The 21,774-nt window shown below is 62.7% G+C and carries 22 protein-coding genes and 1 tRNA gene; 16 read left to right on the top strand and 7 right to left on the bottom strand.

Annotated features, from left to right (window positions below; translation table 11 throughout):
* Window positions 1-51 precede the first annotated feature (51 nt).
* Entirely contained in the window at window positions 52-1,446 is a 1,395-nt protein-coding gene (argH, locus tag C4Q26_RS10675) for an argininosuccinate lyase (protein ID WP_023378121.1), read from the bottom strand.
* A 310-nt stretch (window positions 1,447-1,756) separates the two neighbouring features.
* Between argH and C4Q26_RS10670 the strand changes: the two genes are divergently transcribed.
* The 7 genes from C4Q26_RS10670 (at window position 1,757) to C4Q26_RS10645 (ending at window position 8,172) form a co-directional block, all read left to right on the top strand.
* On the top strand, window positions 1,757-2,500 hold the full coding sequence (locus tag C4Q26_RS10670; RefSeq protein ID WP_023378122.1) for a LytTR family DNA-binding domain-containing protein: 744 nt from the start codon (window positions 1,757-1,759) through the stop codon (window positions 2,498-2,500).
* 158 nt (window positions 2,501-2,658) lie between these two features.
* Entirely contained in the window at window positions 2,659-3,600 is a 942-nt protein-coding gene (gene hemC / locus C4Q26_RS10665) for a hydroxymethylbilane synthase (RefSeq protein ID WP_023378123.1), read from the top strand.
* On the top strand, window positions 3,597-4,364 hold the full coding sequence (locus C4Q26_RS28300; RefSeq protein ID WP_023378124.1) for a uroporphyrinogen-III synthase: 768 nt from the start codon (window positions 3,597-3,599) through the stop codon (window positions 4,362-4,364). The genes hemC and C4Q26_RS28300 overlap by 4 nt, the downstream gene beginning before the upstream one ends.
* Window positions 4,365-4,409: 45 nt before the next feature.
* The gene (locus C4Q26_RS28295; protein WP_023378125.1) at window positions 4,410-5,510 is read left to right on the top strand and encodes a uroporphyrinogen-III C-methyltransferase; all 1,101 of its coding nucleotides are present in this window, start codon (window positions 4,410-4,412) and stop codon (window positions 5,508-5,510) included.
* Entirely contained in the window at window positions 5,507-6,745 is a 1,239-nt protein-coding gene (locus C4Q26_RS10655; protein ID WP_023378126.1) for a heme biosynthesis protein HemY, read from the top strand. Before C4Q26_RS28295 ends, C4Q26_RS10655 begins: the two co-directional genes overlap by 4 nt.
* Window positions 6,746-6,966: 221 nt before the next feature.
* Window positions 6,967-7,470 (top strand): disulfide bond formation protein B, encoded by a 504-nt coding sequence (locus C4Q26_RS10650; RefSeq protein WP_023378127.1) that lies wholly within the window; start codon window positions 6,967-6,969, stop codon window positions 7,468-7,470.
* 231 nt (window positions 7,471-7,701) lie between these two features.
* Window positions 7,702-8,172, top strand: coding sequence for an Rsd/AlgQ family anti-sigma factor (locus C4Q26_RS10645; RefSeq protein ID WP_023378128.1), 471 nt, complete (start codon window positions 7,702-7,704; stop codon window positions 8,170-8,172).
* A 9-nt stretch (window positions 8,173-8,181) separates the two neighbouring features.
* Here C4Q26_RS10645 and C4Q26_RS10640 read toward each other — a convergent pair whose 3' ends face one another.
* Window positions 8,182-8,847, bottom strand: coding sequence for an FKBP-type peptidyl-prolyl cis-trans isomerase (locus C4Q26_RS10640; protein ID WP_023378129.1), 666 nt, complete (start codon window positions 8,845-8,847; stop codon window positions 8,182-8,184).
* Window positions 8,848-9,072: 225 nt separating this feature from the next.
* Between C4Q26_RS10640 and C4Q26_RS10635 the strand changes: the two genes are divergently transcribed.
* Entirely contained in the window at window positions 9,073-10,215 is a 1,143-nt protein-coding gene (locus C4Q26_RS10635) for an AlgP family protein (protein ID WP_027907885.1), read from the top strand.
* Here C4Q26_RS10635 and C4Q26_RS10630 read toward each other — a convergent pair.
* Entirely contained in the window at window positions 10,191-10,673 is a 483-nt protein-coding gene (locus C4Q26_RS10630; protein WP_023378131.1) for a TIGR02444 family protein, read from the bottom strand. The two genes, C4Q26_RS10635 and C4Q26_RS10630, sit on opposite strands and share 25 nt — an antisense overlap.
* 50 nt (window positions 10,674-10,723) lie before the next feature.
* Between C4Q26_RS10630 and C4Q26_RS10625 the strand changes: the two genes are divergently transcribed.
* From C4Q26_RS10625 to C4Q26_RS10615, 3 genes are all read left to right on the top strand, one after another.
* Window positions 10,724-12,634 carry an ATP-binding cassette domain-containing protein gene (locus tag C4Q26_RS10625; RefSeq protein ID WP_104883070.1) on the top strand — a complete coding sequence of 637 codons (1,911 nt, stop codon included), beginning with the start codon at window positions 10,724-10,726 and terminating at the stop codon, window positions 12,632-12,634.
* Window positions 12,634-13,221: a mechanosensitive ion channel family protein gene (locus tag C4Q26_RS10620; protein ID WP_023378133.1), complete on the top strand. Its 588-nt coding sequence runs from the start codon at window positions 12,634-12,636 to the stop codon at window positions 13,219-13,221. The genes C4Q26_RS10625 and C4Q26_RS10620 overlap by 1 nt, the downstream gene beginning before the upstream one ends.
* A 121-nt stretch (window positions 13,222-13,342) precedes the next feature.
* Complete coding sequence (locus tag C4Q26_RS10615) at window positions 13,343-13,975, top strand: LysE family transporter (protein ID WP_023378134.1); 633 nt, start codon at window positions 13,343-13,345, stop codon at window positions 13,973-13,975.
* 58 nt (window positions 13,976-14,033) lie between these two features.
* Here the strand turns inward: C4Q26_RS10615 and C4Q26_RS10610 are convergent, their stop codons facing one another.
* Entirely contained in the window at window positions 14,034-14,786 is a 753-nt protein-coding gene (locus tag C4Q26_RS10610; RefSeq protein WP_104883069.1) for a slipin family protein, read from the bottom strand.
* Between the two features lie 2 nt (window positions 14,787-14,788).
* Window positions 14,789-16,138, bottom strand: coding sequence for a nodulation protein NfeD (locus C4Q26_RS10605; protein WP_027907886.1), 1,350 nt, complete (start codon window positions 16,136-16,138; stop codon window positions 14,789-14,791).
* Between the two features lie 173 nt (window positions 16,139-16,311).
* Here C4Q26_RS10605 and C4Q26_RS10600 point away from each other — a divergent pair, with 173 nt between their 5' ends.
* From C4Q26_RS10600 to C4Q26_RS10590, 3 genes are all read left to right on the top strand, one after another.
* Window positions 16,312-16,770, top strand: a complete 459-nt coding sequence (locus C4Q26_RS10600) for an aminoacyl-tRNA deacylase (protein ID WP_023378137.1) — start codon at window positions 16,312-16,314, stop codon at window positions 16,768-16,770.
* A 62-nt stretch (window positions 16,771-16,832) separates the two neighbouring features.
* Complete coding sequence (locus tag C4Q26_RS10595) at window positions 16,833-17,075, top strand: DUF2789 domain-containing protein (RefSeq protein ID WP_023378138.1); 243 nt, start codon at window positions 16,833-16,835, stop codon at window positions 17,073-17,075.
* 70 nt (window positions 17,076-17,145) lie between these two features.
* Window positions 17,146-17,784: a hypothetical protein gene (locus C4Q26_RS10590; protein WP_023378139.1), complete on the top strand. Its 639-nt coding sequence runs from the start codon at window positions 17,146-17,148 to the stop codon at window positions 17,782-17,784.
* A gap of 12 nt (window positions 17,785-17,796) precedes the next feature.
* Here C4Q26_RS10590 and C4Q26_RS10585 read toward each other — a convergent pair whose 3' ends face one another.
* The gene (locus tag C4Q26_RS10585; protein ID WP_023378140.1) at window positions 17,797-18,234 is read right to left on the bottom strand and encodes a CBS domain-containing protein; all 438 of its coding nucleotides are present in this window, start codon (window positions 18,232-18,234) and stop codon (window positions 17,797-17,799) included.
* A gap of 207 nt (window positions 18,235-18,441) precedes the next feature.
* Window positions 18,442-18,518: transfer RNA gene (locus C4Q26_RS10580), tRNA-Arg, on the bottom strand.
* Between the two features lie 275 nt (window positions 18,519-18,793).
* Between C4Q26_RS10580 and gabD the strand changes: the two genes are divergently transcribed.
* A complete protein-coding gene (gene gabD, locus C4Q26_RS10575) occupies window positions 18,794-20,236 on the top strand; it encodes an NADP-dependent succinate-semialdehyde dehydrogenase (RefSeq protein ID WP_023378141.1) in 1,443 nt (480 codons plus the stop codon).
* A gap of 177 nt (window positions 20,237-20,413) precedes the next feature.
* Window positions 20,414-21,691, top strand: coding sequence for a 4-aminobutyrate--2-oxoglutarate transaminase (gabT, locus tag C4Q26_RS10570; protein WP_023378142.1), 1,278 nt, complete (start codon window positions 20,414-20,416; stop codon window positions 21,689-21,691).
* The last annotated feature ends 83 nt before the right edge of the window (window positions 21,692-21,774 follow it).

The following is a 21,774-nucleotide window of genomic DNA, read 5'->3' as shown; positions in this document are numbered from 1 at the left end:
CTACAGGTCGCACATCCACTGTAGGAGCCGGCTTGCCGGCGATCGAGTGCCTTAGCGCGAAGCCAGCAGGGCCTTGCCGCGCGCCACCGCAGCACGCACCTGGGCAGGTGCGGTGCCGCCAATGTGGTTACGGGCATTCACCGACCCTTCCAGGGTCAACACGGCGAACACGTCCTGTTCGATCTGGTCGCTGAACTGGCGCAGTTCGTCCAGGCTCATCTCGGCCAGGTCCTTGCCAGTGTCGACGCCGTACTTCACGGCATGGCCCACGATTTCGTGGCAATCACGGAACGGCAAGCCGCGGCGTACCAGGTAGTCCGCCAGGTCGGTCGCGGTGGAGAAGCCGCGCAGCGCCGCCTCGCGCATGATGGCATGGCGTGGCTTGATGGCCGGGATCATGTCGGCGAAGGCACGCAGCGAGTCGCGCAGGGTGTCGGCAGCGTCGAACAGCGGCTCTTTGTCTTCCTGGTTGTCCTTGTTGTAGGCCAGCGGCTGGCCTTTCATCAGGGTCAGCAGGCCGGTCAGGGCGCCGAACACACGGCCGCTCTTGCCGCGCACCAGTTCCGGCACGTCCGGGTTCTTCTTCTGCGGCATGATCGAGCTGCCGGTGCAGAAACGATCGGGCAGGTCGATGAACTGGAACTGGGCGCTGGTCCATAGCACCAGCTCCTCGGAGAAGCGCGACAGGTGCATCATGGCCAGGCTGGCGGCGGCGCAGAACTCAATGGCGAAGTCGCGGTCCGAGACGCCGTCCAGCGAGTTGCCGGCCACGGCCTCGAAGCCCAGCAGCTTGCAGGTCAGTTCGCGGTCGATCGGGTAGGTGGTGCCGGCCAGCGCCGCGCTGCCCAGGGGCATGCGGTTGGTGCGCTTGCGGCAGTCGACCAGACGCTCGTAGTCGCGGCTGAGCATTTCGAACCAGGCCAGCAGGTGGTGGCCGAAGGTAACGGGCTGGGCCGTCTGCAGGTGAGTGAAGCCGGGCATGATGGTTTCGGCTTCGCGCTCGGCCTGCTCCAGCAGGCCCTGCTGCAGGCGGGTGATCTCGGCCAGGATCAGGTCGATCTCGTCGCGCAGCCACAGGCGAATGTCGGTGGCGACCTGGTCGTTGCGGCTACGGCCGGTGTGCAGCTTCTTGCCGGTGATGCCAATACGATCGGTCAGGCGAGCTTCGATGTTCATGTGCACGTCTTCCAGGTCGACGCGCCAGTCGAAGTTGCCGGCCTCGATTTCAGCCTGGATGGTTTTCAGGCCATCGACGATGGCATCGCGCTCGGCATCGGTGAGGACGCCGACCTGCGCCAGCATGGTGGCGTGGGCGATCGAACCCATGATGTCGTGGCGGTACAGGCGCTTGTCGAAATCGACCGAGGCGGTGAAACGGGCGACGAAGGCGTCGACGGGCTCACTGAAGCGGCCGCCCCAGGACTGATTGGTCTTGTCGGTGCTCATGGATTCACTCATTGAAGGCGTGAACGAAAAAAGTGGCGCCGATGATAACAGGGTTGGGCTGGCCGCCGTAGGACGCCGGTCGAGAGAAATATCGAGAAAATACCCGCAGGCGGGGAGGCCAGCGATATTTGACGATTGAACGGCAGTGTTCCACGGACCGTCTACAGTTGGACAAAGGACTGGCAACGAATATGCCGGCCTAGTGAATCTTTGGCCATCGCACCGGTCTAGAGCGTGACCGCAGTGTCGCTCGAACCATACCTGTCTACGCTATACCTGTGCGAGACTCACTCAGGAATCCAGCGCAATTATGAATGTCCTGATCGTTGATGACGAACCCCAGGCCCGCGAACGCCTAACACGGCTGCTTGGCGAACTGGAGGGTTACACCGTGCTGGAGCCCAGCGCCACCAACGGCGAGGAGGCCTTGGCCCTGATCGAAAGCCTCAAGCCCGACGTGGTCCTGCTGGACATCGGCATGCCAGGCCTTGACGGCTTGCAGGTGGCCGCCCGCCTGTGCGAGCGCGAGGCTCCGCCGTCGGTGGTGTTCAGCACCGGCGACGATGAATACGGTAGCGAGGCGTTCAAGGGCAGCGCGCTCAGCCATGTGACCAAACCGATTCAGCCCCAGGCGCTGCGCGAGGCGCTGCGCAAGGCCGAAAAGCCCAACCGCGCCCAGTTGGCAGCGCTTACCCGACCGGGCAGCGAAGGGGGCGGCCCGCGCAGCCATATCAGTGCGCGAACCCGCAAGGGCATCGAGCTGATCCCTTTACCCCAGGTCATCTACTTCATTGCCGACCACAAGTACGTCACCTTGCGTCATGAAGCAGGCGAGGTGCTGCTCGACGAGCCCCTCAAGGCACTCGAGGACGAATTCGGCGAGCGGTTCGTACGCATTCACCGCAATGCGCTGGTCGCCCGCGAGCGTATCGAGCGCTTGCAACGCACGCCGCTAGGGCACTTCCAGCTGTTTCTCAAGGGGCTGGAAGGCGATGCCCTGACAGTCAGCCGCCGCCATGTCGCTGGCGTGCGCAAGATGATGCAGACGCTCTAAGCGCGTCTCGTCGGCAAGTCGGCTGCGACCACGCCCAAGCCGGCTTGCCGACGATAGCCCCGCAACAGGCCGCGCCAGACGAGCGATTGACCCGCATCTGCTAGCGAAGCCGGCGGAGCTGTTATCATCGGCGGCATTTCTCTGGTTCGGGGCGTTCCATGTCCACTCGCGAAATCCGCATTGCCACCCGTAAAAGTGCCTTGGCCCTGTGGCAGGCCGAATACGTCAAAGCCCGTCTGGAGCAGGCCCATCCAGGTCTGCTGGTTACGCTGGTGCCCATGGTCAGCCGGGGCGACAAGCTGCTCGACGCGCCTTTGGCGAAAATCGGCGGCAAGGGCCTGTTCGTCAAGGAGCTGGAAACCGCCTTGCTGGACAACGAGGCCGACATCGCCGTGCATTCCATGAAGGATGTACCGATGGATTTCCCCGAGGGCCTGGGCCTTTATTGCATCTGCGAGCGTGAAGACCCGCGCGATGCCTTCGTTTCCAATACCTTCGCCAGCCTGGAGGCACTGCCGGCCGGCAGCATCGTCGGCACCTCGAGTCTGCGCCGTCAGGCGCAATTGCTGGCGCGTCGTCCTGACCTTCAGATCCGTTTCCTGCGTGGCAACGTCAATACTCGCCTGGCCAAGCTCGACGCCGGTGAGTACGACGCGATCATCCTCGCCGCGGCGGGTCTGATTCGCCTGGGCTTCGAAGACCGTATCACCTCGACCATCAGCGTCGATGACAGCCTGCCGGCAGGCGGCCAGGGCGCGGTTGGCATCGAATGCCGCAGCGCCGACAGCGAGATTCATGCTCTGCTGGCACCGCTACACCACGTCGACACCGCTGACCGCGTGGTGGCCGAGCGGGCCCTGAACAAGCGACTCAATGGCGGTTGCCAGGTGCCCATTGCCTGCTACGCGGTGCTCGAAGGAGAGCAGTTGTGGCTGCGCGGGCTGGTCGGCCAGCCAAGCGGAGGTACCTTGCTGGTGGCCGATGCCCGTGCTCCCCGCTCCCAGGCCGAGACGCTCGGTGTTCGGGTGGCTGAAGACCTGCTGGGCCAGGGTGCCGAGGCAATTCTCAAGGAAGTCTACGGCGAGGCGGGTCACCCGTGAGCCCCTGGCGCCTGTTGCTGACCCGGCCCGAAGAGGACTGCGCGGCACTGGCGCAGAGCCTGCTTGCCGCAGGAATAGCCAGCAGTTGTCTGCCGTTGCTAGCGATCGAGCCAGTTGCGCTGGATGACGGTCGACGTCAGTTGCTGGCCGATCTGCACCGTTACCAGGCAATCATCGTGGTCAGCAAGCCGGCGGCCCGGTTGCTGCTCGAACGGTTGGCGGAGGTCGGCTTGCCCCTCCCGGAGCGCGGCTGGTTCACGGTAGGCGAGGCGACCGCTCAGGTGCTGCGCGAGGCGGGGGCGTACGTGACTTGCCCGCCACGGGGCGATGACAGCGAGGCCTTGTTGGCGCTCCCTGAATTGCGTGAAGCCATCGAGGCGTCTGCGCCGCGGGTTCTGATCGTTCGTGGCAAGGGAGGTCGCGAACTGCTCTGCGAGCGTCTTGGAGAGCAAGGTGCTAGTGTCGATTATCTGGAACTGTATCGTCGATGCCTGCCAGAGTATCCGGCGGGCACGTTGCTGCGTCGCATCGAAGCGGAACGCCTCAATGGGCTGATGGTCAGCAGTGGGCAAGGTCTTGAACATCTGCGGCAAATGGCGGGCGCCGACTGGGCCAAGCTCGCGCAACTGCCGCTGTTCGTGCCAAGCCCCCGAGTCGCCGAGCAGGCCAGGGCCGCTGGGGCTCAACAGGTTGTGGATTGCCGTGGCGCCAGTGCCGCGGCCTTGCTGGCAGCCGTGCAGCGCAGCGCTGCACCTGCCTCTTAAGGCGCTAAGCTCAGAGCGATGCGCCCCCATGCAAAGGATGGATACGTGAGCGAAACTGTCTTGTCCAACAATGATCAACCGTCGGCACAGGCGCCGGCGGATCCTGTCAGCACGACACCCACCAAACGTTCCGGTAATGGCCTGGCCCTGCTTGCTCTGCTGCTGGGTGCGGCCGGTGTGGCAGTGGGCGGCTGGGGTGTCTGGCAAGTGCGGCAGCTGCAAGGCAGCGAGCAAGGCCAGGGACAGCACCTGGAGGCACTGACCTTGCGCGCCGAGGCATTGCAGCAGCGCGAGCAGCAGATCAGCGCGCAGCTGGCCAGCCTGCCGGCAGCCAGCGAGTTGGAAGACCGCCGTCGTCTGGTGGCCCAGCTGCAAAGTGATCAGCAGCGCCTGAGTCAGCGTCTGGAGACCGTGCTCGGTGAGAGCCGCAAGGAATGGCGCCTGGCCGAGGCCGAGCACCTGCTGCGTCTGGCTACCCTGCGTCTGTCGGCGTTGCAGGACATCACCAGCGCCAAGGCCCTGGTCGAAGGGGCCGACGAAATCCTCCGCGAGCAGAGCGACCCGGGTGCCTTCGCGGCTCGCGAGCAACTGGCACGCAGCCTCGCGACGCTCAACAGCACCCAGCAGCCGGACCGCACCGGGCTATTCCTCAAGCTTGCCGCCCAACGTGAACTGGTGCAGCAGCTCAGTGCCCAGTCCCCAGAATTCGATAGCAACGCCGATGCGCTGGGCGCCTTGACCTCCGACGGCGATGGCGCCAGTCGCTGGTCGCAGTGGTGGGCAGAGATATCCAAGTATTTCCAGATCGACTTCAACGCCGATGAAAATGTGCGGCCCTTGCTGGCCGGGCAGTCGCTCAACCAGCTTCGCCTGGCCCTGAGCCTGACCATCGAGCAGGCCCAATGGGCGGCGCTCAACGGCGAGGCCAAGGTGTACGACCAGGCTCTGGACGATGCTCGCAGCGTGCTGCTGGCCAACTTCAATGCCGACAACCCACAAAGCAAGGCGATGCTCGAAAGCCTCAATGAACTGGCCGCACAGCCGGTCTCGGTCGTTACCCCTGACCTGAGTGAAAGCCTTGCTGCCGTGCAGGCCTACATCCAGCGCCGCCATCTGCCCGCCGAGGCTGAAGGGGGCAAACCATGAAGCGCGTCTACTTGCTGGCGGTGCTGGCCATCGTGGTCGCAGCAGCGCTGGGCATTGCTGTCGCCAAGCACAGCGGCTATGTGCTGATCTCCTACGGCAGCTTCCGCTATCAATCGGGGCTCTGGGCGGCTTTGGCAGCATTGCTCGTGATCGTTGCGCTGCTGTGGTTGCTGCGTTACCTGGTTGGCCTGGTGCTGACGTCTTCCGGTGTAGTCAACCCATGGTCGCGGCGCAATCGTAGTCGGCGTATCCGCCTGGCGGTCGAACAGGGTCAACTCGACCTCGCCGAGGGACGCTGGGCCAGTGCGCAGCGTCACCTGCATCGAGCCGCCGAGGCCGAGCGCCAGCCTTTGCTGTACTACCTCGGCGCTGCCCGCGCCGCCAACGAGCTTGGGCGTACGGAAGACAGCGACAACCTGCTGGAGCGCGCTCTTGAGCGTCAGCCCCAGGCTGAGTTGGCGGTGGCCTTGACCCATGCCCAGCTGCAGATGGACCGTGGCGACAGTGATGGCGCCCTGGAAACCCTGCTGGCGATGCACGAGCGCCACCCGCACAACGGCCAGGTGCTGCGTTTGCTGCAACGCCTGTATCTCGAGCGTGGCGACTGGTCGGCGCTGATCCGTCTGCTGCCTGAGTTGCGCAAGGGCAAGGTGCTGCCCGCCGATGAACTCGCCGCGCTGGAGCAACGCGCCTGGGGCCAGAACCTGAGCCTGGCAGCGACCCGCGGTGAAGATCCAGGCAGCGCGCGCCAGTCACTGGAACGGGCCTGGCAGCAACTGACCTCGGCACAGCGTCAGGAGCCGCAGTTGGTGCTGGCCTACGCCGAGCAACTGCGGCAGGTGGGCGCCCAGGGTGAAGCCGAGCAGGTGCTGCGCAACGCTCTGAAGCGCGAATACGAAAGCCACCTGGCCCGCCTCTACGGGCTGGTACGTGGCGATGACCCCGCGCGGCAGCTGCAAACTGCCGAGGGCTGGCTCAAGGCCCATCCACAAGACCCAAGCTTGTTGCTGACATTGGGGCGCCTGAGCTTGCAGAACCGCCTCTGGGGCAAGGCGCGCGATTACCTGGAGAGCAGCCTGCGGATGGAGCGCAACCCTGAAGCCTGTGCTGAACTGGCCCGTCTATTGGCAGGCCTGGGTGAAACCGAGCGCAGCAATCAGCTGTTCCAGGAAGGCTTGGGTCTGTTGGACGAGCGCCTCTTGGCCTTGCCGCTGCCGGAGAGCGTTCGCGCTTGACCGACCCATGGACCCGCGCCAAGGCGCGGGTTCACGGGCCGGGTAACTTATCTTCTTCTGTAAGCTGGTTCTGCAGTCCATTTCTTCGGAGTTTTCCTACTGCACGACTGGAAAATTCTCTGCTATTCAGCGACTTGTCACGCCTGTAGCGCCTTGAAACAAAGCGCGCGTTTCCTCTACCGTTTCAGGCCATGTCACTGACCCTGGGACTCTCACTGCCCATGCTGCCGGCCCGTTTGCGCACCTATTTCGTTCCTGCATGCCTTGCATCGTTGGCCGTGCTGCTGGCGTCTTTCCATCTGGAGCACGCGCTTGGGCTGGTTCCTTGCCCGCTGTGCTTCAGCCAGCGTCTGCTGCTTGGCCTCTATTCGCTCGCGGGCCTCTGCGCGGTGTTGCATTTCCCTGGGCCATCGGGGCAGCTTCGCTACTCACGGGCGATGCTCGCTTTCGCTGGCAGCGGGGCCTTGCTCGCCGGGCGGCATGTCTGGTTGCAAGGTGATGAGACGGTGCACGGTTGCCCGCTGCCGTTCCTGCAGGTGCTGGAGCGGTCCTGGAGCGAGGCTGCACGGCAGTTGCTGCTGGGAGGCCCTGACTGCAACTCGCTGACTTGGAGTTTTCTCGAGCTGACGCTGCCAGAATGGAGCCTCTTGGCCTTCCTGCTCCTGGCGGCGCTGCCCTTGAGCTGCCTGCTGGCGTATCGTTTCCGCACACTGAGCAAAGCTTGATCCAGAGCAAGGCCGACCCTGCAGCGCGACCAATGGTGCTGAGAAAGGGTATTAAACACTTGTATGAACTTTGTCCGCTGCGTACCTTGAAGCTCAGCACGCGCGGGAATAATCTCCCAGCACGCATACCGAAAACACAACTGCTCGATGCCGTCCTGCTGATGTCACCTTTGTGCTGCACGGTCGTGGTGCGAGGTGCAGCGGCATCTACCCAGAAGGGATGAGAACGCCATGCTCGATAGTTGTCAGAACGCTCAGGAACGCTGGGGTGGGGTTCACAAGCTGATCGACCGCTGGCTGAAAGAGCGCCAGGACCTGGTGCAGGCTTTCCGCAATTTGCGGGACGTCAAGCCAGCTTTTGCCGACAAGGACAAGAACCGCGATTTCTGCGCGATCCTGGTCGATTACGTTTCGGCGTGGCACTTCGAAGTGTGTGAGCAACTGGTCAGCGAGGCGAAGGCCTTCGGTGATGAGAAAGCGCTGAAGCTCGCCGAAGAAATCAACCCGCGGATCAACGACATCACTCAGATCGCCATCGCCTTCAACGACCACTGCGAAAAGGGCGAGTGCAAGGACACCGAGCGCTTTGCCGAGAAACTGGGCAAGCTGGGCAGCCTGTTGCACGAGCGCTTCGAACTCGAAGACTGCCTGATCGAAGTGCTGCATAACGCGCACAGCCAAGAGGATGTTGTCCAGGCCTGATGGCGTGGATCAGTTGGCCACCGACAGCAACTCGATTTCGAACACCAGTGGTGTGTAGGGCGCAATCAGATCACCTGCGCCCTCGGCACCGTAAGCTTTTGCCGAAGGGATCACCAAGCGCCATTTCGCACCTGTCTTCATGTGCGGTAATGCCACCTGCCAGCCTTCGATCACCGAGTCCAGGCTGAACCATTGCGGCTGCTGGTTCTGGTCGAACACAGAGCCATCCGGCAATCGGCCTACGTAACGCACCTGTACCTTGCCCCCGGCCTTGGGTTGAGCGCCTGTACCGCTTTGCAATTCACTGTAGAGCACGCCTTCTGGCAACTCGTGCACGCCAGCGCGTGCCCGTTCGTTGGCCATGAAGCGCGTTTCCACTGCCTGCAGTTTGTCCGCTTCAGCCTGCTCGACGGCGCTGCCTGCCTGTTCTTCATGCTGCTGGAGGATGGCCTGCATCCGCGCTTTGTCGAGCTTCAGCGGCTGGCCTTGATAGGACTGGCGCAGGCCTTCGATCAGGGCATCCAGCTGCAACCCGGGCATTTCCTGGCGCAAGCGCTCACCCAGGCTGGCGCCAAGGCTGTAGGCGAGATCCTGGTCGTTGGCAGGAGGGGTGTCAGGGTTGGCCAGGGCAGCGGTGGCCAGAAGGCAAAGGCCGAATAAAAGATGACGAGACATGCTCAACTCCTGCTCCAATGAGCGGGGAAGTATGCCAGCCCTGTTGTCGATGGATGTGTAAATATCAGCAACGATTTATTAAGCAACTACACTTGCACGGAGCTGCAAGATAACAACTTTGCCCAGGCATGCAACGCGGCGCCATCGATACTGTCAACATGCCCTAGCGGCGGTAGCAGCAGAAGCATAGTATGAGCCGCAATCTCGTCAGCCAGGAGGTAAACCATGTCGGCTAAGAAGAAGCCAGTCAGTACGCCGTTGCACCTGCTCCAGCAACTTTCGGGCAGCCTGCTCGAACATTTGGAAGACGCCTGCTCCCAAGCGCTGGCGGATGCTGAGAAACTGCTGGCCAAGTTGGAAAAACAACGCGTAAAGGCCCAGGAAAAACTGCATAACGGTCGCCTGAAGTTGCAGGACGCGGCCAAGGCAGGCAAAGCCAAGGCCCAGAGCAAAGCGCACAAAGCCATTGGCGAACTTGAAGAGTTGCTCGATTCGCTCAAAGACCGTCAATCGCAGACACGTACTTATATCCAACAACTCAAGCGCGATGCTCAGGAAAGCCTGAAACTGGCCCAGGGTGTTGGCAAGGTTCGTGAAGCCGTGAGCAAGGCGCTCGACCAGCGTGCAGTGGCCACTAAAGCCAAGCCTGCGGTTGCCAAGGCGCCGGCGAAGGCTGCCGCTAAACCAGCCGCTGCCAAATCTCCTGCCAAAGCGGCTGCTGCGAAAACCCCAGCCAGGACTGCTGCCGCCAAGCCAGCTGCTGCGAAAGCTCCAGCCAAGACTGCTGCCGCCAAGCCAACTGCTTCGAAAGCTCCAGCCAAGACAGCTGCCGCCAAGCCCGCCGCTGCGAAAGCCCCAGCCAGGACTGCTGCTGCCAAGCCCGCCGCTGCGAAAGCCCCCGCCAAGGCTGCTGCTGCCAAGCCCGCCGCTGCGAAAGCCCCCGCCAAGGCTGCTGCTGCCAAGCCCGCCGCTGCGAAAGCCCCCGCCAAGGCTGCTGCTGCCAAGCCAGCTGCTGCGAAAGCCCCAGCCAAGACTGCTGCTGCCAAGCCAGCTGCTGCGAAAGCTCCAGCCAAGGCGACTGCTACCAAGCCAGCTGCTGCGAAAGCCCCCGCCAAGGCAACTGCTGCCAAGCCGGCGGCTACCAAGGCTCCAGCCAAAGCCACTGCTGCCAAGCCAGCCGCTGCCAAAGCTCCCGTCAAAGCTGCTACCGCCAAGCCAACTGCTGCCAAGGCGCCAGCCAAGCCAGCCGTCAGCCAGGCACCTGAAGCCAAGCCGGCCTCACCCGCACCCGCGACCAATTCGGCCGCTCCCGCCCCATCGCCGGCACCTGTGAGTACTGCTGTTCAGGCGCCGTCCTCGGCGTCCTGAGTCCCTGCGGCCGCGACGCGCAATCGAACCAGCGCGTCGTGGCTTCGGGCCTGGTCCGGCACGAGCAGGGCCAGCCAATCCTCCGTACGCTCACCAGCGTCCGCGGGCCATTGTTGCGAACGCTGCTGCAAGCGTTCGAGCAGCGCCTTCTCTGCCTGCAGTTCCAGCCCCTTGACCTGTTCGCGCAGCGCCAGCAACTGCGGGTCGCTCGTCGCCGCTTCACGCCATTGCTGGCGAAGGTGGCGCAGTGGGGCCACTACCTCGCGTTGCCAGGGGGCGGCCAATTCACGCAAGGCACCCACGCGCGCGCGACTGGCTGCCACTCCACGTATTTGCAGCCAGGTGCCACACAGCAACAGGCAGACATCGGCCCCTGACGCTTGCAGTGCCAGGCAGGCCTGTTCCACACCAGGCCGGGCGTACAAAGCGAGGGCGTGATTCCATAGGTCGGTGTACATGATTCCACTCACGCTACGGGCCGAGGAAGCTGGTAGACTCCGCGACCATCATGATCAGACTATCCAACCTCACTTTACAGCGTGGTCCGCAGCGCTTGCTAGAAGGCGCCGAGATGACCCTGCACGCCGGTCACAAGGCCGGCCTGATCGGCGCCAACGGTGCCGGAAAATCCAGCCTGTTCGCCCTGCTGCGCGGTGAGCTATCGCCCGATGCCGGTGACTGCCAGCTGCCGGGCGACTGGCGCATAGCCCACATGCGCCAGGAGGTCGATACCCTCGACCGGGTTGCCGTGGACTATGTGCTCGATGGCGATGTCCGCCTGCGCAAGGTCCAGGCTGAACTCGCCGCCGCCGAGGCTGCCCACGACGGCACCGCGCTGGCGCGCCTGCACAGTGAGCTGGACAGCGCCGACGGCTATACCGCCGATGCCCGTGCGCGCAAGCTGCTTGCCGGCCTGGGGTTCACCAACGAGCAGATGGACCGCCGCGTAGGTGATTTCTCTGGTGGCTGGCGGATGCGCCTCAACCTGGCCCAGGCACTGATGTGCCCATCCGACCTGTTGCTGCTCGACGAACCGACCAACCACCTGGACCTCGATGCGATCCTGTGGCTGGAGGACTGGCTCAAAGGTTACCCCGGCACACTATTGCTGATTTCCCATGACCGCGATTTCCTCGACGCCGTGGTCGATCACGTTCTGCATGTCGAGCAGCGCAAGCTCAACCTGTACAAGGGCGGCTACACGGCTTTCGAGCGCACCCGTGCCGAACGCCTGGCGCAGCAGCAGCAGGCCTATGAGAAGCAACAGGCCCAGCGTGCGCACATGGAGAAGTACATCGCTCGTTTCAAGGCCCAGGCCACCAAGGCTCGCCAGGCGCAGAGCCGGATCAAGGCCCTGGAGCGCATGGAAGAGCTGTCGGCGGCACATGTCGATTCGCCGTTCGACTTCGTCTTCCGCGAGTCGGAGAAAATCTCCAGTCCGTTGCTGGACCTGTCCGAAGGGCGTCTGGGCTACGGCGACAAGGCGATCCTGGAAAAGGTCAAGCTGCAACTGGCGCCGGGTGCCCGCATCGGTCTGCTCGGCCCTAACGGTGCCGGTAAGTCGACCTTGATCAAGAACCTCGCCGGTGAGTTGCAGCCATTGGGCGGGCGCCTGGTGCGCGGCGAAAACCTGGCCGTCGGCTACTTCGCCCAGCACCAACTCGACTCCCTCGACGACAAGGCCAGCCCGCTGCTTCACCTGCAGCGGATTGCCCCGACCGAGCGCGAGCAGACGTTGCGCGACTTCCTTGGCGGCTTCGACTTCCATGGCGACCGTGTCGACGAGCCGGTGGTGAATTTCTCCGGTGGCGAGAAGGCGCGCCTGGCCCTGGCCCTGATCGCCTGGGAACGCCCGAACCTGTTGTTGCTCGACGAACCGACCAACCACCTCGACCTGGAAATGCGCCTGGCTCTGACCATGGCGCTGCAGGAGTTCGCCGGTGCCGTGGTAGTGGTCTCCCACGACCGTCACCTGCTCAAGAGCACCACCAACGATTTCCTGCTGGTGGCCGATGGCAAGGTCGACACCTTCGATGGCGATCTGGACGACTACAGCCGCTGGCTGGTCGATTACCGCCAGCGCAGCGCGCCGGTCAGCAGCACGGTGGCCAACCCGGACAAGACCGACAAGAAGGCCCAGCGCCAGGCAGCAGCGGCCCTGCGTCAGCAACTGGCGCCGCACAAGCGTGCGGCCGAGAAGCTCGAGGCCGAGCTCAATCAGGTGCACAGCCAGCTGGCCGAAATTGAGACCGCGCTGGGCGATGGCGGACTGTACGACGCAGCACGCAAGGACGAGTTGCGTGACCTGCTGGCCCGTCAGAGCAAGCTCAAGCAGCGCGAAGGCGAGCTGGAGGAAGCATGGATGGAAGCCCTGGAGACTCTGGAAAGCATGCAGGCCGAACTCGAGGCGCTGTCCTGATGGAGGAGCTGCGCTCGCTGTTGCCGGGGCAATGGATGGATACCTTCTGGCTTGGGCTGCAGATACTGCTGATTCTGGTCGTAGCGTTCGTCCTTCAGCGTATCGTGGCCCGTGGCCTCAGCCGCCTGGGCCAGCGTTACCCCTTGCCGCCGGAGCTGCTGATGCCTGTGCGTGGTGGTCTGCGCTGGCTGATCATGGGCAGTGCACTGCTTTTCGTGCTGGAGCGCATGGGGGTATCGGCGACGGTGTTGTGGACGGCGTTGTCCGGCTTCGTCGCCGTCGCTGCGGTGGCGTTCTTCGCCATGTGGAGCGTGTTGTCCAACCTGCTGTGTGCGGTGTTGATCTTCACCGTCGGGCCGTTTCGCATCGGTGATGTGGTCGAACTGGTCGATACCCTCGACAAACCTGGCGTCAAAGGTCGGGTGATCGCTATCAACCTGCTGTTCACCACGCTGATGGAAATGCCCGAGGCCGGTGGTGCGCTGGTGCAGGTACCCAATAGTCAGTTCTTCCAAAAGTCGGTACGTCGCTGGCGGGGAACCGAGGTGCAGTCCCTCCAGCAAGACGCTTCGGTCGAGGCGGACTGAGTTGTCCGAGGCGGCCGTGTCGTTGTGTTCCGGCGATACAAATCCTTCAGAAAGCACTGGTTATTTTTTCGCCAACACCTTAGCTTAATGTTTTGCAACAAATGTTCGAGCGAGGTGTGTGATGTCGATGGAAGTGTGGTTGGGCTTCTTTGCCGCGTGCTGGGTCATCAGCCTGTCGCCGGGTGCGGGGGCGATCGCCTCCATGTCCAGTGGGCTGCAGTACGGTTTCTGGCGCGGTTACTGGAATGCCCTGGGCCTGCAACTGGGCCTGATCATGCAGATCGCCATCATTGCCGCCGGTGTCGGCGCCATCCTTGCCGCCTCTGCCACCGCCTTCCAGGTCATCAAGTGGTTTGGCGTGTTCTACCTTGTCTACCTGGCCTATCGGCAATGGCAGGCGTTGCCGATGGACATGTCCGACGAGTCGGGAGTGCGCCCCATCGGTAAGCCGCTGAGCCTGGTGTTCCGTGGTTTTCTGGTGAACGTCAGCAACCCCAAGGCACTGGTGTTCATGCTGGCGGTACTGCCGCAGTTCATCAATCCGCACGCGCCGCTGCTGCCGCAGTATGTGGCGATCACCATAACGATGGTCACCGTCGACATGCTGGTGATGGCCGGATACACCGGATTGGCTTCGCGGGTGTTGCGCCTGCTGCGTACGCCTAAGCAACAGAAGCGCCTGAACCGCACCTTTGCCGGGTTGTTCATCGGCGCGGCGACTTTCCTGGCCACCTTGCGTCGTGCGCCGCTCTGATTGAGCGTGGGCTGCCGTGCAGCCCATCTCCTTGCACCGACCCGCGACTCGACCGTGTCTATTTCTGCCGGTCCATCAACCCCTTGAGCAGGTCCAGCGGCAAGGGGAAGACGATGGTCGAGCTCTTGTCTCCAGCGATCGTCCCCAGGGTCTGCATGTAGCGCAGTTGCATGGCCCCTGGCTCCTTGCTGAGCGTCTGCGCGGCCTGCATCAGTTTTTCCGAAGCCTGCAACTCCCCTTCGGCATGGATCACCTTGGCCCGCCGCTCACGCTCGGCCTCGGCCTGGCGGGCAATGGCCCGGACCATCGACTCGTTCAGGTCGACATGCTTGATCTCGACGTTGGCTACCTTGATGCCCCAGGCATCGGTTTGCGCGTCCAGCACTTGGCGAATGTCCGAGTTGAGTTGCTCGCGCTCGGCCAGCAACTCATCGAGCTCATGTTTACCGAGCACAGCGCGCAGGGTGGTCTGGGCCAGCTGGCTGGTGGCGACGAGGAAATCCTCCACCTGGATGATCGCCTTTTGCGGGTCCAGTACGCGGAAGTACAGCACGGCGTTTACCTTGACCGAGACGTTGTCGCGGGTGATCACGTCTTGCGGTGGAACGTCGAGTACCACCGTGCGCAAGTCGACCCTGACCATCTGTTGTATCACTGGAATCAACAGGATCAGTCCAGGCCCTTTGACCTGCCAGAAGCGCCCCAGCTGGAACACCACACCACGCTCATACTCGCGCAGGATGCGAAACGCCGAGAGCAGCAAAACCGCCAGCAACATCAGCAGGGCACCGAAGCCCAATTGCATGAACATCATCATTCCCCTTGCGCCCCGGGTGCTGCAGCGCTCACATCCAGCATGACACCGTGACGGGCCATCACCCGGACGGACTGGCCGACTTGCAGCGGTGTCTTGCACTGGACTTGCCATTGTTCGCCCTGGGCCTGTACCGAGCCGCAGAACGGGTTGTCCGCCATCACTTGGGTAACCTTCACCAGGCTGCCGACCAGGCCGGCATCACCGCTGACCAGCGCCCGTCGTCGCGCCCTGAGGGCCATGCCCACCACGCCGCCGAGCAGCAGTGCCGAAGCCACTGCGAGCGTGACGATCAACGCCAACGGTATGCCGAAGCCAGGGGCGTCGGTATCCATCAGGATCACAGCGCCGACGACAAAGGCGACGATGCCGCCAAAACCGACCACGCCGAAACTGGGTAGGAACGCTTCGGCGATCATGAACGCAAGGCCGAGCAGGATCAGCGCCACCCCCGCATAGCTCACCGGTAACAGCTGCAGGGCATACAGCGCCAGTAGCAGACATATCCCTCCCACCACTCCGCCTACCCCCGAGCCGGGGTTCATGAACTCGAACAGCAAGCCGTACACACCGATCATGATCAGAATGAGCGCTACGCTCGGGTTGGTGATGACCGCGAGCAGCCGGGTGCGCCAGTCCGGCAAGTGCTCGACAACGCGAGCTCCATCGGTTTGCAACGGGCGTGGCTGGTCAGCAGCCGTAAGTGTCTTGCCATCGAGCTGACGCAGCAGATCGGGCAGGTCACTGGCGACCAGGTCGACCACCTTCAGACGCAGCGCTTCACTGGCCGACAAGCTGACGGCCTCGCGCACGGCCTGCTCCGCCCAGGTCGCATTGCGTCCACGCAATTGCGCCAGGCCTCGAATGTAGGCCGCGGCGTCATTGACCTGCTTGCGTGCAAGGGCGTCTTCGTCACCACTGGGTTTGGCCTTGTCATCCTTGGGGGTACCTGGCGGCGCGCCGATTTGCACCGGCGTTGCGGCGCCAAGGTTGGTTCCCGGGGCCATGGCTGCCACATGGCTGGCATACAGGATGTAGGTACCAGCACTGGCGGCGCGGGCGCCGCTGGGGGCCACGTAACTGGCCACAGGGACAGGGCTCGCGAGAATAGCCTTGATCATCTGGCGCATCGCGCTGTCCAGGCCGCCAGGGGTATCCATGCGGATGACCACCAACTGCGCGCCTTGCTCATGGGCTTGTTCAAGGCTGCGAATCAGGTAATCGGCGCTGGCCGGGCCGATGGCATCGTCGATGCTCAGCAGCCAGACTGGAGCGGGCGCGGCAAGGCCGCTCTGGAAGGTGCCGAGCATCAGTAACAGACATAGCCAGCGCACGCAGCACCTGATCACCTGTCGTCACCTCGTCCACCTCTGTAAATGAAGTTTAGTCGTGCCTGTTGGGGTAAGGCCTAAACTTGGAGATTAGGGGCCGCGTCACCAAGGTATTTCGAAGCTGATCTTCAGCTCGTCGCGACGTAAGGCCGCTCCTGACAGAGACTTGGGGGGCGAACCGGAGGTGCATCATGCGTATGGCCAAGACCCTGCAGCAGCGCCTGGACCAGGCCAACTGCGATTACGACATCATTCCCCATCCACACTCCGCCACGAGCCTGGAATCGGCACGCACGGCCGGTGTACCCGCGGAACGGGTTGCCAAGTCGGTGATGCTTGATGACCGTCATGGCAACTACATCATGGCGGTGCTACCGGCCAACCGCCATTTGGACATGAGCAAGGTACGCATGTCCGGTGACTGGCAACTTACCCGCGAGAGCGGGCTACCGAGCCTCTTCGTCGATTGCGAGCGAGGCGCCGTGCCTGCGGTGGGCGATGCCTACGCTATAAAAATGCTCTTGGACCCCAACATCACCCGTCAAGGCGATGTCTACCTCGAAGCAGGCGATCACGATCACCTGATCCACATGAGCATGGAGCAATACCTCAAGCTCGTGCCGAGCGCCGAAGTGCGCGAGCTGTGCTGATGTTCTCAAACCAATGCCGGGCCGGCGTCGTGGACGGTCTGCCCGGCGCATGAGGAGGAATCATGGAAGCACCGATCCATCCATTCGCTGAATTGTTCAAGCAACTGGGTCTGCCGGACGATGCCGTGAGCATCGACCAGTTCATCGCCAGCCATTCGCCCTTGAAGAATGAGATAAAACTGGTGGATGCACCGTTCTGGACCGACGCCCAGCGGGCTTTCCTGCAGGACAGCATCATCGAAGATGCCGATTGGGCGGTCCCTTTCGACCAGTTGAACGAGGCCTTACGTCGCCCTCGTAAATAAAGCGCCGAGCGGCACCTGATGAGTGATTTGGCCGTTGCTATGCTCAGGAAAAACAAGAGGGGATAGCGCAATGAAAGATCCCTACGCGCCAGGCTTCTGGTGCTCCGTGACGATCCTGGGCACACTGACGGCCGGTTATTTCTACGGCATCCGCCATACCCAGCAGATGAACCAGGCGGTGCAGTTCCTCTATGCCGCCGCGGCGGTGACCGCGGCGGTTGCCCTGATGGGACTGGCCTGGATCGCCTGGCAGCAGTTGCACCTGAACAAGCGCGAGGTGGTTCAGGGGCGAACGTTGTTGACCATCTGGAACACCAAGGTTGCGCTGCGCCGTGTCGAGACTGTGTTCGACCGCTATTTCTGGGGTAGCTACTGGCACTCCGGGCGTACCTTCGAAGAGGTCATGGGCGAACTCAAGGGGACGCCACTGGAGCAGAGCCTGGATGCGCTCAAGCGCCAATGCCGGGCGCTCGACCGCGAAGTGCACGACCATCATCACCGCTGGCTTGCCAACGCCCGTGACCTGTCCAGCGTGGCGACGGCCATGGCCCGCGAGCGTTATCAGCTGGATCTGTGCGAGCCGTCTAGCACGGGCCATGGCAACACGGCAGTGCTGAATCGGGATCTTGAAGTGCTGGTATACACCTGGTCGGCGCGCCTGCGCAGTTTCGACCATCAGCTGGACGAACTGGAGCGCGCTTACCATTGAATACCAAGGCGATCATTCGCCGCGGATGTATTGCTCCAGCTGCTTGATCAGGTTGGCCTGTTCGGCGATGGTTTCCTTGACCAGGTCACCGATCGACAACAAGCCCAGCAGTTCATCATTGCTGACCACGGGCAAGTGCCGCAGGTGCCGGTCGGTCATCAGGTTCATGCAGTACTCGAGGTTCTGCTTGGGCTCCACCGTGACCACCGGCGCGCTCATGATGTCGCGCACCGGCGTGGCAGCCGAAGAGCGGCCCTTGAGCACCAGCTTGCGGGCATAGTCACGCTCGCTGACGATCCCCACCACTTTGTCGTTCTCCACCACGGGCAGTGCGCCGACATTCTTTTCTGCCAGCAACTTCAGGGCGTCGAGCACCGAGTCGTCAGGGCCGATGGTGTAGACGGTCTGATGCTGGGACTTGGTCTTGAGGATTTGTTCGACGTTCTTCATACAGGCCTCTGCGGGTGGAAAAAGCGATCTGTCCGAGTAAATAAAGCATCCGGTACGAAGGCTTGCACGGCAATGCAGGAAACGGCATGGAGGCGATTGAAAAACGTCATGACGCGGCGCGCCTGTTTTCGGCCGGGCTCATTCGCGAGTGGCCTGTCAGGCGGCCAGAACGAAAAAGCCCCGGGAGTGATCCCAGGGCTTTTGATATGGCGCACTCGGCGGGATTCGAACCCACGACCCCTGCCTTCGGAGGGCAGTACTCTATCCAGCTGAGCTACGAGTGCAACGCGCACGCATAATACCCATCTGTGTCGAGGACGTCCATCGCCTTGATCTGTGGCCATTTTTCCCCCAGTCGTCCGGCACCACGCTGTACCTGCAGGGGCCGGCTTGGCGGAGGTTGCACCGTGAAATTCCAGACGGGGTGTTCAACCGTTCGTTCTTTTTTTCGAACAGCCTATTGTCCAACACCCCAGCACCCGCTTAGCATTCGTTTGAGATTTCAAACGCTCCGTGCCACGGGCGCGCTTTTCAACAATCAACAATTCGGGAAGCCGACATGCAGCTCAAAGACGCTCAGTTGTTCCGCCAACAGGCCTTCATCAATGGTGAATGGCTGGACGCGGACAGCGGCCAGACCATCAAGGTGACCAATCCGGCCACTGGTGAAGTCATCGGTACCGTGCCGAAGATGGGCACCGCGGAAACTCGCCGCGCCATCGAAGCCGCCGACAAGGCCCTGCCGGCCTGGCGTGCACTGACCGCCAAAGAGCGCTCGGCCAAGCTGCGCCGCTGGTTCGAACTGATGATCGAGAACCAGGACGACCTGGCTCGCCTGATGACCACCGAACAAGGCAAGCCACTGGCCGAAGCCAAGGGCGAAATCGCTTACGCCGCCTCGTTCATCGAGTGGTTCGCCGAAGAAGCCAAGCGCGTGTACGGCGACACCATTCCGGGCCACCAGCCGGACAAGCGTCTGATCGTCATCAAGCAGCCGATCGGTGTCACCGCCGCGATTACCCCGTGGAACTTCCCGGCCGCGATGATCACCCGTAAAGCCGGCCCGGCCCTGGCCGCTGGCTGCACCATGGTGCTCAAGCCTGCTTCGCAAACCCCGTACTCCGCCCTGGCCCTGGTCGAGCTGGCCAACCGTGCCGGCATCCCGGCTGGCGTGCTGAGCGTCGTGACCGGCAGCGCTGGCGAAGTCGGCGGCGAGCTGACCGGCAACTCCCTGGTACGCAAGCTGTCCTTCACCGGCTCGACCGAAATCGGTCGCCAGCTGATGGAAGAATGCGCCAAGGACATCAAGAAGGTTTCCCTGGAGCTGGGTGGCAACGCCCCGTTCATCGTGTTCGACGATGCCGACCTGGACAAGGCGGTCGAGGGCGCGATCATCTCCAAGTACCGCAACAACGGGCAGACCTGCGTCTGCGCCAACCGTATCTACGTGCAGGACGGTGTCTACGACGCGTTCGCCCAGAAGCTGGCTGCCGCTGTCGCCAAGCTCAAGATCGGTAATGGCCTGGAAGAAGGCACCACCACTGGCCCACTGATCGATGGCAAGGCTGTCGCCAAGGTCCAGGAGCACATCGAAGACGCCGTTGGCAAAGGTGCCAAGGTGTTGGCGGGCGGCAAGATCATCGAAGGCAACTTCTTCGAACCGACCATCCTGGTCGACGTACCGAAGACCGCTGCCGTCGCCAAGGAAGAAACCTTCGGCCCGCTGGCGCCGCTGTTCCGCTTCAAAGACGAAGCCGAAGTCATCGCCATGTCCAACGACACCGAGTTCGGTCTGGCTTCGTACTTCTACGCCCGTGACATGAGCCGCGTGTTCCGTGTTGCCGAGGCCCTGGAATACGGCATGGTGGGTATCAACACCGGCCTGATCTCCAACGAAGTGGCGCCGTTCGGCGGCATCAAGGCTTCCGGCCTGGGTCGCGAAGGTTCCAAGTACGGTATCGAGGACTACCTCGAAATCAAATACCTGTGCATCAGCATTTGATGTAAAGGCTTTACCTCTGCCAGCGGGGCGCGAGAGCGACGCCTCGCTGGTCTTTTTGACACTGCAGTACCTGGTGGCCAGGCCGTTCGCGACAGTCGATCAACGAATACTGATCGCGGGCAGCGCCAGCCACCCCCGAATAAGAGCGCCGTCAGAGTCGGCGCGAATGAGGGCATTATGAGCAAGACCAACGAATCCTTGATGCAACGTCGTGTAGCCGCCGTCCCACGTGGCGTTGGCCAGATCCACCCGATCTTCGTCGAAAGCGCGAAGAACTCGACCGTGATCGACGTTGAAGGCCGCGAACTGATCGACTTCGCTGGCGGCATCGCCGTACTGAACACCGGCCACCTGCACCCGAAAGTGGTCGCGGCCGTGCAAGAGCAGCTGACCAAGGTCAGCCACACCTGCTTCCAGGTCCTGGCGTACGAGCCCTATGTAGAGCTGTGCGAAAAGATCAACAAACTGGTTCCAGGTGACTTCGCCAAGAAAACCCTGCTGGTGTCCACCGGTTCCGAAGCTGTCGAGAACGCCGTCAAGATCGCCCGCGCCGCCACTGGCCGTGCTGGCGTCATCGCCTTCACCGGCGGCTACCATGGCCGCACCATGATGACCCTGGGCCTGACCGGTAAAGTCGTGCCGTACTCCGCTGGCATGGGCCTGATGCCAGGTGGCATCTTCCGCGCCCTGTTCCCGAGCGAGCTGCACGGTATCAGCGTTGACGACGCCATTGCTTCGGTCGAGCGTATCTTCAAGAACGACGCCGAGCCGCGCGACATCGCCGCGATCATCCTCGAGCCAGTACAAGGTGAAGGCGGCTTCCTGCCAGCGCCGAAAGAGCTGATGAAGCGTCTGCGCGAGCTGTGCGACAAGCACGGTATCCTGCTGATCGCCGACGAAGTACAGACTGGCGCTGGCCGTACCGGTACCTTCTTCGCCATGGAACAGATGGGCGTTGCGCCTGACCTGACCACCTTCGCCAAATCCATCGCCGGCGGCTTCCCACTGGCCGGTGTCTGCGGCAAGGCCGAGTACATGGACGCCATCGCCCCGGGCGGCCTGGGCGGCACCTATGCCGGTTCGCCGATCGCCTGCGCCGCGGCCCTGGCCGTTATTCAGGTGTTCGAGGAAGAGAAGCTGCTGGACCGCAGCAAGGCTGTTGGCGAGCGCCTGACCGCTGGCCTGCGCAAGATTCAGGAAAAGCACCCGATCATCGGTGATGTTCGTGGCCTTGGCTCGATGATTGCTGTCGAAGTCTTCGAGAAGGGCACTCACACCCCGAACCCAACCGCGGTAGCCCAGGTGGTTGCCAAGGCGCGCGACAAGGGGCTGATCCTGCTGTCCTGCGGTACCTACGGCAACGTTCTGCGTATCCTGGTTCCGCTGACCGCCGAAGACGCGCTGCTGGACAAAGGCCTGGCAATCATCGAAGAGTGCTTCGCTGAACTCGCTTGATGTGACCTGCGTCAGAAAAAAACCCGCTTCGGCGGGTTTTTTTTGTGCCAAGAAAACGCCGGTGGCGCTATGTTTGTCGGAGG

This window comes from Pseudomonas sp. SWI44 (assembly GCF_002947915.1).
GTDB lineage: Bacteria > Pseudomonadota > Gammaproteobacteria > Pseudomonadales > Pseudomonadaceae > Aquipseudomonas > Aquipseudomonas taiwanensis.
The sequence above is the reverse complement of the archived record's forward strand: the minus strand, read 5'-3'. Positions and strand labels throughout refer to the sequence as shown.

Excerpts from the sequence above, each read along its gene's own strand:
- C4Q26_RS10590 (WP_023378139.1), top strand. The coding sequence starts at position 17,146 with ATGAAAGATCCCTACGCGCCAGGCTTCTGGTGCTCCGTGACGATCCTG.
- C4Q26_RS10625 (WP_104883070.1), top strand. The coding sequence starts at position 10,724 with ATGATCAGACTATCCAACCTCACTTTACAGCGTGGTCCGCAGCGCTTG.
- C4Q26_RS10630 (WP_023378131.1), bottom strand. The coding sequence starts at position 10,673 with ATGTACACCGACCTATGGAATCACGCCCTCGCTTTGTACGCCCGGCCT.
- argH (WP_023378121.1), bottom strand. The coding sequence starts at position 1,446 with ATGAGCACCGACAAGACCAATCAGTCCTGGGGCGGCCGCTTCAGTGAG.
- C4Q26_RS10595 (WP_023378138.1), top strand. The coding sequence starts at position 16,833 with ATGGAAGCACCGATCCATCCATTCGCTGAATTGTTCAAGCAACTGGGT.
- hemC (WP_023378123.1), top strand. The coding sequence starts at position 2,659 with ATGTCCACTCGCGAAATCCGCATTGCCACCCGTAAAAGTGCCTTGGCC.
- C4Q26_RS10655 (WP_023378126.1), top strand. The coding sequence starts at position 5,507 with ATGAAGCGCGTCTACTTGCTGGCGGTGCTGGCCATCGTGGTCGCAGCA.
- C4Q26_RS10650 (WP_023378127.1), top strand. The coding sequence starts at position 6,967 with ATGCTGCCGGCCCGTTTGCGCACCTATTTCGTTCCTGCATGCCTTGCA.
- gabD (WP_023378141.1), top strand. The coding sequence starts at position 18,794 with ATGCAGCTCAAAGACGCTCAGTTGTTCCGCCAACAGGCCTTCATCAAT.
- C4Q26_RS10620 (WP_023378133.1), top strand. The coding sequence starts at position 12,634 with ATGGAGGAGCTGCGCTCGCTGTTGCCGGGGCAATGGATGGATACCTTC.
- C4Q26_RS10585 (WP_023378140.1), bottom strand. The coding sequence starts at position 18,234 with ATGAAGAACGTCGAACAAATCCTCAAGACCAAGTCCCAGCATCAGACC.
- C4Q26_RS10635 (WP_027907885.1), top strand. The coding sequence starts at position 9,073 with ATGTCGGCTAAGAAGAAGCCAGTCAGTACGCCGTTGCACCTGCTCCAG.
- C4Q26_RS10645 (WP_023378128.1), top strand. The coding sequence starts at position 7,702 with ATGCTCGATAGTTGTCAGAACGCTCAGGAACGCTGGGGTGGGGTTCAC.
- C4Q26_RS10670 (WP_023378122.1), top strand. The coding sequence starts at position 1,757 with ATGAATGTCCTGATCGTTGATGACGAACCCCAGGCCCGCGAACGCCTA.
- gabT (WP_023378142.1), top strand. The coding sequence starts at position 20,414 with ATGAGCAAGACCAACGAATCCTTGATGCAACGTCGTGTAGCCGCCGTC.
- C4Q26_RS10610 (WP_104883069.1), bottom strand. The coding sequence starts at position 14,786 with ATGTTCATGCAATTGGGCTTCGGTGCCCTGCTGATGTTGCTGGCGGTT.
- C4Q26_RS10600 (WP_023378137.1), top strand. The coding sequence starts at position 16,312 with ATGCGTATGGCCAAGACCCTGCAGCAGCGCCTGGACCAGGCCAACTGC.
- C4Q26_RS10615 (WP_023378134.1), top strand. The coding sequence starts at position 13,343 with ATGTCGATGGAAGTGTGGTTGGGCTTCTTTGCCGCGTGCTGGGTCATC.
- C4Q26_RS10640 (WP_023378129.1), bottom strand. The coding sequence starts at position 8,847 with ATGTCTCGTCATCTTTTATTCGGCCTTTGCCTTCTGGCCACCGCTGCC.